This window comes from Niveispirillum fermenti (assembly GCF_048066175.1).
In the GTDB taxonomy this organism is placed as follows: domain Bacteria; phylum Pseudomonadota; class Alphaproteobacteria; order Azospirillales; family Azospirillaceae; genus Niveispirillum; species Niveispirillum fermenti.
In genome coordinates this window covers 103,983-118,854 of sequence record NZ_JBLTXA010000012.1, presented here as the reverse complement: position 1 = coordinate 118,854, position 14,872 = coordinate 103,983, and the positions used below count along the sequence as shown (strand labels likewise).

Below are 14,872 nucleotides of genomic sequence, written 5' to 3'. Positions count from 1 at the left end.
GGAATGTTACGAAACCTATATCATGCCGATTGCAGGGCCTGCCACACGGCGACGGCCTGCACCGTCGCGGCCACGTCATGCACGCGCAGGATATGCGCCCCCTGCCCCAGCGTATAAAGGGCCGCCGCGATGGAACCGGCGACCCGGTCCCTGGGTGCCTCCCCCCTCGACAGGCCGGCAATGAAGCGCTTGCGGCTGACCCCGATCAGGATCGGGCAGCCCAGCCCGTGCAGCACGCCGGTACGGGACAGCAGGTCAATATTGTGCGTCAGATCCTTGCCGAATCCGATGCCAGGATCGATGGCGATTCTCTCCCGCCCGATACCGGCGGCAACCGCTGCCGCGATCCGGGCTGCCAGCCAGTCGAACACCTCGGCCGTGACATCATGGTAACGGGGGGCATCCTGCATGGTCTGCGGCTCGCCCTGGATGTGCATCAGCACCACCGGCAGGCCCGTGGCCGCCGCGACTTCCGCGCTGTCGGGGTCCCCCGTCAGGGCCGTGACATCATTGATGATCCTGGCGCCGGCCACCGCCGCCGCCTTCATCACGGCGGCATGGCGCGTATCGATGGAGATGACGGCGCCCTCCGCCGCCAGCGCCCGGATGACGGGCACGACCCTTGCGATCTCCACCGCCACAGGCACGGGGGCCGCGCCGGGCCGGGTCGATTCGCCCCCGACATCCAGGATATCGGCCCCTTCCGCCCGCAACCGCCGCCCATGGGCAATGGCAGCCTCGGTACTGTCATGGTCGCCACCGTCGGAAAAGCTGTCGGGCGTGACATTGACGATACCCATGATGATGGGCCGCGACAGGTCGAACCCGGCCCAGGGCGCGCGGGCGGCGATCAAGGGATGGTGGGGGGGAAGCAACGCGGCCGGGGCAAGACCTGCATCGGTCTGCACCTGCGCGAACACCAGCGGCCCCCCGGCCAGAAGGCGAGCCTGACCAGAGGTCAGGGCGGCGCGGGCAGCGGGACCGGACAGGATGGCAAGCGGACGGTGCATGAGGTCTCATCCATAATGCGATGATGCGCAACGCGATGATGTGCAAACACAAACCCCCGGCGCGGGGCTGCGCCGGGGGTTTGCTCAATCAATGCCGTGCAGCCTGTTTCAAACGCCGGGTTGCGGCTCCGGTTCGATCCCGTCCTTGCCGGCGGTCGGGACAGAGGCGCGACGGCCGGGGGTCTTGGGCGGCTCCGGCGTCTGGGGACGCGGGGCCGGCGGGTCGCTGCGCACGATCTGCTCGCCGCGCAGGATGGCCTTCACCTCCTCGCCCGACAAGGTCTCGAACTCCAGCAAGGCCTCGGAAACCTTGTGCAAATCGTCCAGATGCTCGGTCAGCAGCTTGCGGGCCAGGGTCTCCCCCTCCTCGATCAGGCGACGGATCTCCTCATCGATCAACTGCGAGGTCGCCTCCGACACATTCTGCTGCTGCGCCACGGAATGCCCCAGGAAAACCTCCTGCTCATTGGCATTGTAGCGCACGCGGCCCAGCTTGTCGGACATGCCATATTCGGCAACCATGGCGCGGGCCCAACGGGTGGCCTGCTGGATGTCGCTGGCGGCGCCCGTGGTCACATTCTCCTGTCCGAAGATGATCTCCTCCGCCACACGGCCGCCGAACAGCACGGCCAGACGCGATTCCATCTCCCGCTTGGTGTAGTTGGTGCGATCACGCTCCGGCAGGTTCATGGTCACACCCAGCGCACGGCCGCGCGGAATGATGGTGACCTTGTGCAGCGGGTCATATTCCGGCACCCACAGGGACACCAGCGCATGCCCGGCCTCGTGATAGGCGGTCAGCTTGCGCTCCTTCTCGGTCATGACCATGGAACGGCGCTCCGCCCCCATCATGACCTTGTCCTTGGCGGCTTCGAAGTCGGCCATGCCGACGACGCGCTTGCCGGCACGGGCCGCCAGCAGGGCCGCCTCATTGACCAGATTGGCCAGATCGGCGCCGGAGAAGCCGGGCGTGCCGCGGGCGATGACCTTAGGATCGACATCGGGCGCCAGCGGCACCTTGCGCATGTGGACCTTCACGATCTTCTCGCGGCCCAGCACATCGGGATTGGGCACGACAACCTGACGATCGAAACGGCCGGGGCGCAGAAGGGCGGGGTCCAGCACGTCGGGACGGTTGGTGGCGGCGATCAGGATCACGCCCTCATTCGCCTCGAACCCATCCATCTCGACCAGAAGCTGGTTCAGCGTCTGTTCCCGCTCGTCATTGCCGCCGCCCAGGCCGGCACCGCGATGGCGGCCGACAGCGTCGATTTCGTCGATGAAGATGATGCAGGGCGCGTTCTTCTTGCCCTGCTCGAACATGTCGCGCACCCGGCTGGCACCGACACCCACGAACATTTCCACGAAGTCGGAACCGGAGATGGTGAAGAACGGCACGTTCGCCTCACCGGCCACGGCGCGGGCGGTCAGCGTCTTGCCCGTGCCCGGCGGCCCGACCAGCAGCACGCCCTTGGGAATCTTGCCACCCAGGCGCTGGAATTTCTGCGGGTCCTTCAGGAAGTCCACGACCTCCTCAAGCTCCTGCTTGGCCTCGTCGATACCCGCGACATCGTCGAAGGTGACGCGACCCACCTTCTCGGTCAGCAGGCGGGCGCGGGACTTGCCGAACCCCATGGCCTTGCCACCGCCGGACTGCATCTGACGCATGAAGAAAATCCACACGCCGATCAGCAGCAGCATGGGGAACCAGCTCAGCAGGATGCTGAACAGGGTGGGGCTGTTATCCTCGGCCACCACGGACACGCGGACATTCTTGTCCACCAGCCGATCGGCGACATTCGACCCCGGCGGGGCCGTCGTCGTGAAGGACCGGCCGTCGCTGGTCGTGCCCGAAAGCTGGTCGCCCTTGATGGTCACGGCCGTCACGGCACCGCGATCCACCTCGGCCAACAGGTCGCTATAGGCCAAGCCCGACTGCGTGGAACGGTTGGATGATGTCTGGAACAGGTTGAACAGGGCGATCAACAGCACCCCGATCACCAGCCACAGCGCCAAATTCTTACCGAAATTATTCACAGCCCAGACCTTTCATCGACCGCACCCCCGATGCTCCATACGATCATCCCGGCGGGGTGGCCCAGTGGGGTGACGCGGTCGGACAGGGGGAACTTCCTCCATTAGATAATGTCATCCACGGCGGTGACAACAGCGAACCGTGCGGGAACCCCCTCAACCAATACCAATGGCACCACACGCACCCGCGGATCGACCATGCCGGTAGTCCGATAGGCCATATGGGGTATGGCCCGCAGCCGGTCGCCGGTCAGGATGGCCGGCAAGCTCGCCCGCACCATGGCCGGCGGCGCCATGGCAGCCATGCCGGGCCGATCAGCCAATGCCTGCCGCCACAGGGCGTCCGTCAACGGCTGTACCGTGAAGCGCTCAAATACCTCAACCGAAAGGCTGAATCGGCCATCCCAATGGATCGGCGGCCCGCCCCCCGTCAACGCCAGCGGCGCCGGCAGGTTCCGGGCCTCGCGCACCAGATGCCACCCGTCGGGCACAGGCACAAGCCTGCACCCGCCCAATGTACGCCCCCCGCCGGGGCCCTGCCGCATTTCCGCCGCCAGGGACGTCACGGCGGCCGGTGGCGGGGCATAGACGGCCCCGCCCACGGCGCGCAGCAGGGTTGCAAGCAACGGCACCAGATCATCCCCGGCACGGCCGGGAAGGGAACGGTCAATCATGGCCCAGCCTTCGGGCAGAAAACGCACCGTGGCGGCCAGCATATCCGCCGCACGGTCATCAGCGGCCGCACGGTGCCGGCCCGCAGCGCGGGCCGCGTCAGCATCCGCCGGGCCGGCGGCGCGCAACAGCCGGAGCCGCGCGCGCGCGAAGGCCGGATTGCGATTGGACGGGTCCTCCAGCCAATCCTGACCCAGGGCGCGGCAGGTGGCGGTCAGCCGAGCCTTGGCAACGGGCAAGAGTGGCCGGATAAGCCGCAGCCGCGGCAATTCCCGGATCGCGGGCATACCGGCCAACCCGGCCGCGCCGCTGCCCCGCTCGACCCGCAGGCGATAGGTCTCCGCCTGATCGTCGGCATGATGCGCCAGGGCCAGATGCAGGCAGCCCGCAGCGGCCGCCGCCTCGGCCAACAGCCGCAGACGGGCCTGCCTGGCGGCGTGCTGAATGCCGGCAGAGGGTTTGGGGCCCGACCAGGACAACAGGCGGTGCGCGATGCCATGCCCGGCCATCCAGCCTGCGACCCTGGCCGCCTCCCCGGCGCTCTCCGCCCGCAGGCCGTGATCCACGGTCAACGCCAGAAGGCGACCGCCGCGGGCGGCCAGCCATTGCCGCAAGAGCAGCGCCAGGGCCATGCTGTCGGCACCGCCGGAAACGCCGACAGCGATATGAGGGGCCGACTCGAACGGCCCCAAGGTCCGCATCAGCCGGTCGAAAGCGACCGGTCCGACAGGGTCCTCTACCGGCATTTCAGGCGGTTCTTTTCCATGTCGGCGCGACGCTTGATGGTGGCCGGCGCGTCCTTGTACTTCTCCCCCAGCTCGCGCAGGGCGGTGCAGGCATCATCATTGGCCTTCATCGCCGACAGCGACAGGGCCAGCTTCAGCAGACTGTCCGGCGCCTTGTTGCCGCGGGGATATTTCTGATAACCCTCGGCGAAGGCAATGGCGGCGGGCTGGTATTGGCCGCGGACATAAAGCGTTTCGGCCAGCCAGTATTGGGCATTGCCGGCCAGCGTGCTGCTGCTGTTGGCCTGCAGGAACGCACGGAACGCCGCTTCCGCGCCGGCATAGTCGGCCTGGCGGAGCAGGTTGAAGGCGAAATCATACTGTTCCTGCGCCGTGCCGGATGGCAGCGTCTGGGACGGCGGCGGCGCTGCCGCCTCGGCCGGGACCACCGGCACCCCCGGCGAGGGCCCCGCCACCCCTTCCGCCACCGGCGCACCGGCGCCCGGCGAACCCGCCTGCCCCTTTTCCAACTGGTTGAGCCGGAATTCGATATCGGTCTGCATGCGGGTGAGTTGTTCCCGCAACTGGGACACCTGATAGGTGGCCTCCTCGTAGCGGCCGGTCAGGGTCTGGATCTCCGATTCCAGCCGTTGCAGGCGGACCTCGAACCCGGCCGCCACGTTGCCGGCCATGGGTGCGCCGCCCGCCGCCTGTCCGGCCGGTGCGCTTCCACCCCGATAGACCTGCCGGTTCAGGGTCTGGACCTCATTCTCCAGCCGCTGAAGGCGATTGAGCATCTCCCGCGTGTCGGACTGCCCTGCGGCCGGCACGGAACCGGCGATGGCGGCCAGTGCGACGGCCGCGATGGTAAGGCGGCGGCGCAGGAAGGAATGACGGGGGCGCAGGTGGCTTGTCATCGAATACCAGCGGTTGGAGCGGAGATATCGGGCGACCCTACCGCTTCGGAAGGGCGGGCGGAAGTATCCAACGCCGATGGGGCGTATTTGTGGCCTCGCCGACCCTCCCCTTCGACACAACCGGGAAATGAAAAGTGCCGGAATCGAAAAACGCCGCCCGGCGGGCCGGGCGGCGTCTCTTCATCACGTCGGTCCCTGGTGACAGGGTCCGCGCCGGATCAGTTGATCACGGTCACGCCACGACGGTTCTGGGTCCAGGCGGCCTCGTTGGAACCTTCCACGGCCGGACGCTCCTTGCCATAGGAGATGGTCTGGACGCGGGCGGCATCAACGCCCAGCGCGGTCAGGTACTTCTTGACCGAGGCGGCGCGGCGGTCGCCCAGGGCCAGGTTGTACTCGCGCGTGCCGCGCTCGTCGGCGTGGCCTTCAACGGTCACGGTGACGGCCGGATACTGCTTCAGCCAGGCGGCCTGACGATCCAGGGTGGCGGTCGCTTCCGGCGTCAGGTCGAACTTGTCGAAGCCGAAGAAGACGCGGTCGCCGACATTCTGGATGAAATCTTCGGCGGAGCCCGGAGCGGGGCCCGACGGAGCGGCCGGCGGCGGCGCGGGCGGCGGCGCAACGGTGCCGCCGGTGGTGGCCTGAGCCTCCTGCTGAGGCTTGCTGCTGCAAGCGGTGGCCAGCAGGGCGACCGCAACGAGGGTGATGATCTTGAAGCGCATTTGAGACCCCCTAAGGTGGAACGCGAGTTCGATTGAAGGTTACGGTGATTTGCCCCACGAACGACGGGTACCACAGCCGGTCGCCGATTTGACACGATCTTTGAGTGACCGGCGGATATTGAGCGTCGTTCTTGCGTTGCGAAATTAGTGTGGCCCTCTCATGGAATCAAGGGTGACCATGCCGGGTCGGAAGCGTCGGTGGGCGTCAAGACCTGCCGTTCATTAGACCCAGTCAAGTCAATTGAGTATAGCTTGGCCTGACGCTGCCTGCCTGCCTGTCCGGAAGGACGTTCCTTGAAGAACATAAGCACACGGCCATTGGGAGCCCAAGTAGGTCCTTCGACATGGAATGCCTCTGTCAAAAGGCGTTCACCCGACCCATCCGGCCGAATGACTCCGATATAGAACTTATCGCCGAACAATCGTGTGAAGGCGATCAGATCGCCACGGGGCGACCAGACCGGGGTACCGTAACGGCCTTGACCGAAAGTAATTCGCTTCACGTCGCTGCCATCAGCATTCATCGTGTAAAGCTGTTGTGTACCGCCACGGTCGCTTTCAAACACAATTTTAGTGCCGTCCGGAGAATAAGACGGGGCCGTGTCAATACCGGGATGATTCGTCAACTGTTGCTGACGACGTGTGCGCAGGTCCAATGTGTAGATATCCGTATTGCCGCCGGAAGCCAGCGACATGATGACCTTGTTCCCGTCAGGGGAAAAACGGGGAGCAAATGTCATGCCGGGAAAATCGCCCAGCACTTCCTGACGACCGGTATCAATATTGAACAAATACACCCGAGGCCTGTTGTTGAAGTAGCTCAGGTATGTAATTTCCTGGGTGCTCGGAGAAAAACGGGGGGTGAGCACGAGCACGCGGCCGTCGGTCAGGAACCGGTGATTCTGACCATCCTGATCCATGATGGCGAGTTGCTTGACCCGCTGAAGCGCCGGGCCAGACTCGGCGATATAGACGATGCGGGTGTCGAAATAGCCCTCTTCCCCCGTCACGCGCTTGTAAATCGCGTCGGAAATGATGTGGGCGACACGCCGCCAGCCATCCGCTTGGACGGTATAGGCCAAACCGGTTACCTGCTGGCCGGCCGTAACATCGAACAGGCGGAATTCGATTCGCGTCCGCCCGTCAGCCGCCTGGGTCACGGTGCCCGTCACCAACCCCTGCGCCTGGATCAGCCGCCAGTCGGCAAAACGCACGCCCGTGCGCAGCGACTCCGGTGTCTGCACGAAGCGCGACGGCTCCAGCGGACGGAACAGACCCGAGCGTTCCAGGTTGGCGGAAATGACGCCGGCGATGTTTTGGCCCAGTTGCTGGGCGCCGGGATTGTCGCCTGCGAAATTCGTGATGGCGACGGGTATCGGCTGCGGATTGCCAGACGTGATGTCGATTTCAAGTTCGGCGCGGGCCGGCGCGGCAAGACCGACGGCGAACACCGTCGCCACCAGGGCGACGAACCGGCCGACGGTGCGCCAGCCCGTGGACATAAGCGCGTTGGCGTGCATCAGAACATATCCTTCGGGCTGAACTTCATCAGGATGGACCCTTTGTCCGCATATTTTTCGCGGGGGATGTTCAACGTATTACATCCGGGCAAAAGCGGCGCACGTAAGGCGGATTCCACGAAGGCCCGGAAATGCGGGTCGGTATTGGGGTTCCCCGTTCCCGATACATACTGGACATTTGTGACGCGCAGGTCACGGTCGAACAAGACCCGGATTTCCGCCTGCATCGCTTCGATCCCCTTGGCCCCAACCGGCACGTTCCAGCAATTGCGGATCTGGCGGCGCAGCGCGTCCTCCTCGCTGATGGAAAGGCGCTCGCCGGTGCGTCCGGCCAGCGGCGCGGGTTGCGGCGCAGGTTCGCGCGGCGCTTCGCGCGACGGCGTGTCCGGCTGCTGCCGCGTCAGGTTTTGAAGCACGCTGTCGAGGCTGCGCTTCGGCTCCTCCTTCTTCGGCTCCGGTTTGGGATCGGGCTTTTTCGGCTCAGGCTTGGGCGGTTCCGGCTTCTTCGGCTCCGGTGGCTTGGGCTTCGGCGGTTCGGGCTTGGGTTCGGGCTTCGGCTCCGGCTTCGGCTCGGGTTTCGGGGGCTCCGGCTCGGGCGGCTGCTCGGCCACCTGCTTGGGGGGCTCCGGCACCTGCACGGGTGGCGGAGGCGGGGACGGCGTCCGGGCCTGGGCCGGTGGTTCGGGAGGTTGGGGCCGCGGTGGCGTGGGTGAGGGCCTGGGCTGTGGCGGCTGTGGTCGCTCGATGGGTTCGGCCAGCCGGGCGATGGTCATCGGCCCCACTTCCACCACATCGACGGGAACCTCCTGCAGCAGCACGACCTCCCGCTCCTTCACCAGGTGCGGAAGGCCGATCAGCGCCAGGAGAATCAGCGCCACATGAAGAAGGCCGGAGAGGATCAGGGTCGTCCGCATGGTGCGATCGGCTGCCCCTATCTGCCACGGCCGTCGGATTCGATGACCAGCTTGGCCTCCGACAGACCCGCGCGCCGGGCTTCGCTCAGCACATCGACAATGCTGGCATAGGTCGCCTCACGGTCGCCGCGCACCAGCACCTTGCGGTCTGGCGTCTGCTCGGCCACCACGGCAAGGCGCGGCGCCAGTTCCTCCAGCCCGAACATCTCGTTATCGAAAACCTTCTTGTCCTTGAAGGAAATGCGGCCATCGGCGGTCACCGTGACCCAGAGCGGGTCCTCCTCCGACTGGAGAGCTTGGGCCGCCCCCTTGGGCAGGTTGACGGGAATGCCGGCGGTCAGCAGCGGGGCCGCGACCATGAACACGATCAGCAACACCAGCATGACATCCACGAAGGGCGTCACATTGATGTCGGACATGGCGGCGCGGCGCGACCGGCGTCGCCCGCGTCCTGCCTGCTTGCCGGAAAGGCTTGCCCCCATGGTCAGCCCCGCTCTTCGAGATGCCGCTGAAGAATCGCGGAGAATTCTGTCACAAATGAGTCCAGACGGTCACCGAACCGGCCGATCTCCGACGAGAAATAATTGTAGGCCAGCACGGCGGGAATGGCCGCGACCAGGCCGATGGCCGTCGCGAACAGCGCCTCCGCAATACCCGGCGCCACAACGGCCAGCGAAGTGTTCTGCTGGGCAGCGATGTTGGTGAAGGCACCCATGATGCCCCATACCGTGCCGAACAGGCCCACGAACGGCCCCGCCGACCCGACGGAGGCCAGCACGGTCAGATAGCGCTCGATATCGGCCATCTCGCGTCCCACCGTCACAGACATGACGCGCTCGATGCGCTGGGCCAGGTTGGCACGCATGGCCCCCGATGTGGCCAGGCCGCGTTCATTGGCATGCCGCCATTCCCGCATGCCGGCCGCGAACACGGCGGAAAACGGTTCCGACGGAGTGGTCGCCACCTTGTCATAGAGCTGGTCCAGCGAGCCGCCGGACCAGAAATGCTCCTCGAAATCGGCCGCCGCCGCCTTCAACCGGCGCAGCTTCGCCGCCTTGTTGAAGATGATGGCCCAGGTCCAGATCGAGGCGCCGAGCAGGCCCAGCATCACCAGCTTCACGACGATGTCGGCCTGCAGGAACAGGCCCAGCGTCGTCAATTCATGGGCCGGGACAGCACCGCCGAGCGCGGTGGCTTGCAATAGGGTGGGAAACATCTGTTTCAGTCCTGACCTTGCCGTGACAATCCATTCTCCACCACCGCCCGCTCCGCAGGCGGCAGGCCATTCTCCACCACCGCCCGCTCCGCAGGCGGCAGGCCATTCTTCAGCACCACCCGCAAGGCGGACGGCAGACGGACCGGTCGGCCCTGGACATTGATAGCCGCCAGGCACAGGTTGATCCTGACCAGCGGCTGTGCGCCCGTCTCTGCCGCAACCCCACCCCAGGCCAGTCCCTCGCTGCGCAGCACATCCTGTTCGATATCGACTGTCGCGGCACCGATATCGACAATCCGCGTCAGGACTTCAAGCGCGTCATCGAGGCGGGCCGGCTGCCGGAAGTCGATGCTGCAACGGCGTACCGCCAAAGCCACACCCGTGTCCGCCACCATGGCTGCATGCGGGAAGCCGGCCAGGCGCAGCATCTCGTTGCGGGCCCGTTCGGCAAAGCGCAGATAATTGGCGTGATAGACGATGCCGCCGGCGTCGGTATCCTCGTAATAGACCCGCACCGGGTATATATGGGTGGCGCCCTCCCACCAGCCGGGGGATGGCCGGGTGCTGTCAGGCATTCGCATCCCCGTCGAACAGGTCACCCACAGGCGCGCTCCCCTTGCCGGCCACCCCCAGGCCGCCCAGCAGGTCGAACTGCCGCGCCGGGGTCGCCGGAACAGGCAGGCCCAGATAGCGATAGCCCGTATCCGTGAGCATGCGCCCGCGCGGTGTGCGCTGCAACAATCCTTGCTGGATCAGATAGGGCTCAATCGTCTCCTCCAGCACGTCGCGCTGCTCGCCCAATGCCGCGCCCAGCGTCTCCACCCCCACCGGTCCGCCGCCATAATGGTCGGCGATACAGGAAAGATAGCGGCGGTCCATGGCATCGAAGCCCAGGCGGTCCACCTCAAGCCGCGTCAGCGCCCGGTCGGCGGCTGCGGCATCGACGATATCCACCCCCTGCACACCACAGATGTCCCGCACGCGGCGCAACAGGCGGCCGGCCACGCGCGGCGTGCCACGGGACCGGCGCGCCACTTCCAGCGCGCCTTCATCCGTCATCTCCACGCCCAGGATGCGGGCGCCCCGGCTGACGATCAGTTGCAGTTCCTCCGGCTCGTAGAACTGCATGCGCAGCGGGATGCCGAACCGTTCGCGCAGGGGTCGCGTGATCAGGCCCGAGCGCGTGGTGGCCCCCACCAGGGTGAAGGGGGGAAGGTCGATGCGCACGCTGCGCGCCGCCGGCCCCTCTCCGATGATCAGGTCGAGCTGGAAATCCTCCATGGCGGGATAAAGGATTTCCTCCACAGCCGGCGACAGGCGATGGATCTCATCGATGAACAGCACGTCATGTGGCTGAAGATTGGTCAGCAACGCGGCCAGATCTCCCGCCCGCGCGATGACGGGGCCGGAGGTGGCGCGGAAGCCGACATTCAGTTCCTTTGCCACGATCTGGGCCAGCGTCGTCTTGCCCAGGCCCGGCGGCCCGAACAGCAGCACATGGTCCAGCGCCTCCCCCCGGCCGCGCGCGGCCTGGATGAACAGGGAAAGATTCTCCCGCACCTGTCGCTGCCCGATGAACTCACCCAGCGACAGCGGGCGGATCGAATTCTCCGTACTGGCGTCACCGCCGATGCGGTCCTGCTCCACCATGCGCTCCGGCCGCGATGGCGGCGGAGCCTCGGGCTTGGGCTTGCGGCTCACTGGCTGAGTTCCTTCAGGCCCGCACGGATCAGGGCGGATACATCGGCGCCGCCACCCAGACCCTGGGCCGCCTTGTTCACGGCCGTGAAGGCCTCGATCCGCTTGTATCCCAGATTGACCAGGGCCGACACCGCGTCACCGACATTGCTGCTGGGCGCAGCAGCCTGTGCCACTGCGCTGGAAACCGCACCCGCCGCCACGGGCGTGGTGGCAAGCGAGGCGACCTTATCCTTCAATTCGTTCAAAATTCGGGCAGCCAGCTTCGGGCCCACACCATCGGCCTCGCACAAGGTTGTTTTATCCTGCGCGGCAATCGCGGATGTCAGCCGGTCGGGCGCCAATACAGACAAGATATTCAGCGCCACCCGCGCCCCCACCCCCTGCACCGTCGTCAGGAGCCGGAACCAGTCCCGCTCCGAAATGTCGGCAAAGCCGTAAAGCGCCATCTTGTCTTCCGACACCCACATTTCCGTATGCACGGAAACGGCATTGCCGGTGCTGCCCAGCCGGCGCAGGGTGCGGGTGGATGCGGAGATGAGATAGCCCACCCCGCCGACATCGATGATGGCCCAATCCAGGCCCGTGCTGTCCAACAGCCCGGACAGTTTCGCGATCATTGGTTCACTCCGGCCTCGGGCACCAGCAGGGGGTGGCGCCACGATGATGTCGGTATGGATGAAATCCCGGCCCTTGAACAGCAGGGTAGCATTCAGGATGCTGGCCCGGGCCCAGGCGGCGCAGAGGTGGGAAGGACGATCCGCATCTTAACCGGGTGTCCCGCCTGCGGGGATTTCATATGGAGTGCCATGGGATGGCCCTTTCTTCCTGCAGGGAAAGAATTCTACACCATATGAACAAAACGGCAACGCATTAAGTCCCGGTGATCGCAACCGATCACCGGTCTCAATCGCCGGCGCCCCACCCGTGGGCTTGGCGACGCCGCATGGGCGGCGCCGGACTAGGTCCCGGTGAGTTGCTCTCACCGGGACCTGATATACCGCGCCCCTCAGAGAATCCCGGGAGAGATCTCACATTTTCCTTCATTTTCAGAGGATTAAACAAGAGATTTCGAGGATTCTCTGGTCATTTGGGTATATTACCGTTTAATCCCCAGGATGGCGTTGTCCACCTTGCGCCGCGTCTGGGCGTGGTGGGCATGGCAGATGGCCACTGCCAGCGCATCGGCGGCATCGGCCGTGGAGCGTTGAAAGCCCGGCAGCAGCATCTTCACCATATGCTGCACCTGGACCTTGTCGGCATGGCCCGTGCCGACCACGGATTTCTTGACCGCCATGGGCAGGTACTGCTCCACCGGCAGCCCGGCCTTGGCCGCGCTGAACAGGGCGATGCCCCGCGCCATGCCGAGCTTCAGGGTGGAAGACGGGTTGACATTGGACAACGTTTCTTCCACCGCGGCCTCATCCGGCTGCCACTGCCCGATGACGGCCGCGATCCCCTCATGCAGTTCCAGCAGCCTTGTGGCCAGATCGTCGCCGCTGTCGGTATGGATGGTGCCATCGGCCACATGGCTCAACCGGTTGCCGGCGGCATCGATGATGCCCCAGCCCATATGCCGCAAGCCGGGGTCGAGCCCCAGGATGCGCACAGGCGCCTGTCCCGCCATGTCACCATCCCCAAAATGCCGGACGGCTATTCAGCCGCCATCGGGGTGGAGGGCTATCAAGCCGGCCTCCCACCCCGCCGGTCAGCCCAGCTTTTCCAACAGATCGGCCGGAATGTCGAAATTGCCCAGCACCGTCTGGACGTCGTCATTATCCTCAAGAACGTCCAGCAGCTTCAGCAGCGTCTGGGCCGTATCCTCCGCCGCGACAGGGACCAGATTCATCGGTGTCCAGGTCAGCTTGGCGCTTTCCGGCGCACCGAAGCGGGCTTCCAGCGCGTCGCGGACCTCCCCCAGCGTGTCGGTGCCGGTGATAATGGAATGGCCATGCTCGTCGGACTGCACATCCTCCGCCCCCGCCTCGATCGCGGCTTCCAGCATGTCGTCGGCAGAGGCCACGGCGGCGGGATAGCTCACCTGGCCGATGCGGTTGAACATAAAGGACACCGAATTGGTCTCCCCCAGCGAACCGCCATGCTTGGTGAAGGCCGAGCGCACTTCCGAGGCCGTGCGGTTGCGATTGTCGGTCAGCGCTTCCACGATCAGGGCGACACCGCCGGGGCCGTAACCCTCGTACCTTACCTCGTCGTAATTAGTGTCGTCGCCGCCGCCGGGCTGGCCCTGCTTGATGGCGCGGTCGATGCGGTCCTTGGGCAGGTTCTGGGCGCGGGCGGCCTGGATGGCGGCGCGCAGGCGCGGGTTCATGGCCGGGTCGGGCAGGCCCGACTTGGCGGCCACGGTGATTTCACGCGCCAGCTTGTTGAAGATTTTGGACCGCTTGGCGTCCTGTGCGCCTTTGCGGTGCATGATGTTCTTGAATTGGCTATGACCGGCCATGGGACGCCTTGCGAGTGTATCGTTCGGATATATGGGCAGAAACTGCGGCTTGATACCATATCTTGGGCCGCTTGGGCACCCTTTGCAGGTGCAGGCCCGGCCATGCGGGCATGCGCAGGCGATAGGCGGCGGAGCCGCGATCCGCGATCAGCCCAGGATGTTGTACCCACCATCGATATAGGGAAGCGATCCCGTGATGGCCCGTGCGGCGTCACTGGCCAGGAAGGCAGCATAGGCGCCCACATCGTCGATGGTGACCTGCTGCCGGATGGGGGCGCGTTCGGCTGCGCGGGCCAGCAATTCGTCGAACCGGTCGATGCCGCTGGCCGCCCTTGTTTTCAGCGGCCCGGGCGACAGGCTGTGGACCCGGATGCCCTTCTGGCCAAGCTCGGCCGCCATGTAGCGCGTCGTCGCCTCCAGCGCCGCCTTGACCGGACCCATCAGGTTGTAATGTTCGACAACCTTTTCGGAACCGTAGAAGCTGACATTCATCAGACAGCCGCCCTGCCTCATCAGCGGCTCAGCCAGCCTGGCCATCCGGATGAAGGAATGGACCGATACGTCCATGGCCGTCAGGAAGCCGTCGCGCGAGCAATCCACAACACGGGCGTGCAGATCATCACGCGGGGCAAAGGCGATGGAATGCAGCAGGAAGTCCAGTTGCCCCCAATCCGCCGCGATGCGGTCGAACACCGCTTCCAACTGCCCGGGCTCGCGTACATCGCAGGGAAGGATCAGGCCAGCGCCCAGCCCCTCCGCCAGGGGCCGGACATGTGGTTCGGCCTTGGCATTCAGATAGGTGACCGCCAGTTCCGCCCCCTGCTGGCGCAAGGCACGGGCGCAGCCATAGGCGATGCTGTCACCATTGGCGACACCGACGACAAGACCGCGCTTGCCGGAAAGATCGAACAGAGCCATCACCCCCACCATACCGCAATGCACAAGGCTGCCAGGGTGCGGCGGAAGCCGGCGGGGATCAAGCC

The 14,872-nt window shown here is 65.6% G+C and carries 15 protein-coding genes; all 15 read right to left on the bottom strand.

Translation table 11 applies throughout. The features are described from left to right. Positions 1 to 20 precede the first annotated feature (20 nt). On the bottom strand, positions 21 to 1,010 hold the full coding sequence (gene folP / locus ACM9LZ_RS14225) for a dihydropteroate synthase (RefSeq protein ID WP_416620142.1): 990 nt from the start codon (positions 1,008 to 1,010) through the stop codon (positions 21 to 23). Positions 1,011 to 1,118: 108 nt separating this feature from the next. Next, positions 1,119 to 3,047, bottom strand: coding sequence for an ATP-dependent zinc metalloprotease FtsH (gene ftsH / locus ACM9LZ_RS14220; protein ID WP_416620141.1), 1,929 nt, complete (start codon positions 3,045 to 3,047; stop codon positions 1,119 to 1,121). Between the two features lie 101 nt (positions 3,048 to 3,148). Next, the gene (gene tilS / locus ACM9LZ_RS14215) at positions 3,149 to 4,462 is read right to left on the bottom strand and encodes a tRNA lysidine(34) synthetase TilS (RefSeq protein ID WP_416620140.1); all 1,314 of its coding nucleotides are present in this window, start codon (positions 4,460 to 4,462) and stop codon (positions 3,149 to 3,151) included. Next, complete coding sequence (gene ybgF, locus ACM9LZ_RS14210) at positions 4,453 to 5,358, bottom strand: tol-pal system protein YbgF (protein ID WP_416620139.1); 906 nt, start codon at positions 5,356 to 5,358, stop codon at positions 4,453 to 4,455. The genes tilS and ybgF overlap by 10 nt, the downstream gene beginning before the upstream one ends. Positions 5,359 to 5,576: 218 nt before the next feature. After that, positions 5,577 to 6,080 carry a peptidoglycan-associated lipoprotein Pal gene (gene pal / locus ACM9LZ_RS14205; protein ID WP_416620138.1) on the bottom strand — a complete coding sequence of 168 codons (504 nt, stop codon included), beginning with the start codon at positions 6,078 to 6,080 and terminating at the stop codon, positions 5,577 to 5,579. Positions 6,081 to 6,238: 158 nt separating this feature from the next. Next, the gene (tolB, locus tag ACM9LZ_RS14200) at positions 6,239 to 7,582 is read right to left on the bottom strand and encodes a Tol-Pal system beta propeller repeat protein TolB (RefSeq protein WP_416620167.1); all 1,344 of its coding nucleotides are present in this window, start codon (positions 7,580 to 7,582) and stop codon (positions 6,239 to 6,241) included. A 17-nt stretch (positions 7,583 to 7,599) separates the two neighbouring features. Then, positions 7,600 to 8,514 (bottom strand): hypothetical protein, encoded by a 915-nt coding sequence (locus ACM9LZ_RS14195; protein ID WP_416620137.1) that lies wholly within the window; start codon positions 8,512 to 8,514, stop codon positions 7,600 to 7,602. Positions 8,515 to 8,531: 17 nt separating this feature from the next. Continuing rightward, positions 8,532 to 8,996, bottom strand: coding sequence for an ExbD/TolR family protein (locus ACM9LZ_RS14190; protein WP_416620136.1), 465 nt, complete (start codon positions 8,994 to 8,996; stop codon positions 8,532 to 8,534). Positions 8,997 to 8,998: 2 nt separating this feature from the next. Then, positions 8,999 to 9,730: a protein TolQ gene (gene tolQ / locus ACM9LZ_RS14185; RefSeq protein ID WP_416620135.1), complete on the bottom strand. Its 732-nt coding sequence runs from the start codon at positions 9,728 to 9,730 to the stop codon at positions 8,999 to 9,001. Between the two features lie 5 nt (positions 9,731 to 9,735). After that, positions 9,736 to 10,305: a YbgC/FadM family acyl-CoA thioesterase gene (locus ACM9LZ_RS14180; protein ID WP_416620134.1), complete on the bottom strand. Its 570-nt coding sequence runs from the start codon at positions 10,303 to 10,305 to the stop codon at positions 9,736 to 9,738. Continuing rightward, positions 10,298 to 11,380: a Holliday junction branch migration DNA helicase RuvB gene (gene ruvB / locus ACM9LZ_RS14175; protein ID WP_416620166.1), complete on the bottom strand. Its 1,083-nt coding sequence runs from the start codon at positions 11,378 to 11,380 to the stop codon at positions 10,298 to 10,300. The genes ACM9LZ_RS14180 and ruvB overlap by 8 nt, the downstream gene beginning before the upstream one ends. 47 nt (positions 11,381 to 11,427) lie before the next feature. Continuing rightward, positions 11,428 to 12,048, bottom strand: a complete 621-nt coding sequence (gene ruvA / locus ACM9LZ_RS14170) for a Holliday junction branch migration protein RuvA (protein ID WP_416620133.1) — start codon at positions 12,046 to 12,048, stop codon at positions 11,428 to 11,430. 479 nt (positions 12,049 to 12,527) lie between these two features. Continuing rightward, on the bottom strand, positions 12,528 to 13,055 hold the full coding sequence (gene ruvC / locus ACM9LZ_RS14165; protein ID WP_416620132.1) for a crossover junction endodeoxyribonuclease RuvC: 528 nt from the start codon (positions 13,053 to 13,055) through the stop codon (positions 12,528 to 12,530). Positions 13,056 to 13,136: 81 nt separating this feature from the next. Next, positions 13,137 to 13,889 carry a YebC/PmpR family DNA-binding transcriptional regulator gene (locus tag ACM9LZ_RS14160; protein WP_416620131.1) on the bottom strand — a complete coding sequence of 251 codons (753 nt, stop codon included), beginning with the start codon at positions 13,887 to 13,889 and terminating at the stop codon, positions 13,137 to 13,139. A 147-nt stretch (positions 13,890 to 14,036) separates the two neighbouring features. Further along, positions 14,037 to 14,807, bottom strand: coding sequence for an enoyl-ACP reductase FabI (gene fabI / locus ACM9LZ_RS14155; protein ID WP_416620130.1), 771 nt, complete (start codon positions 14,805 to 14,807; stop codon positions 14,037 to 14,039). Positions 14,808 to 14,872: the final 65 nt, after the last annotated feature.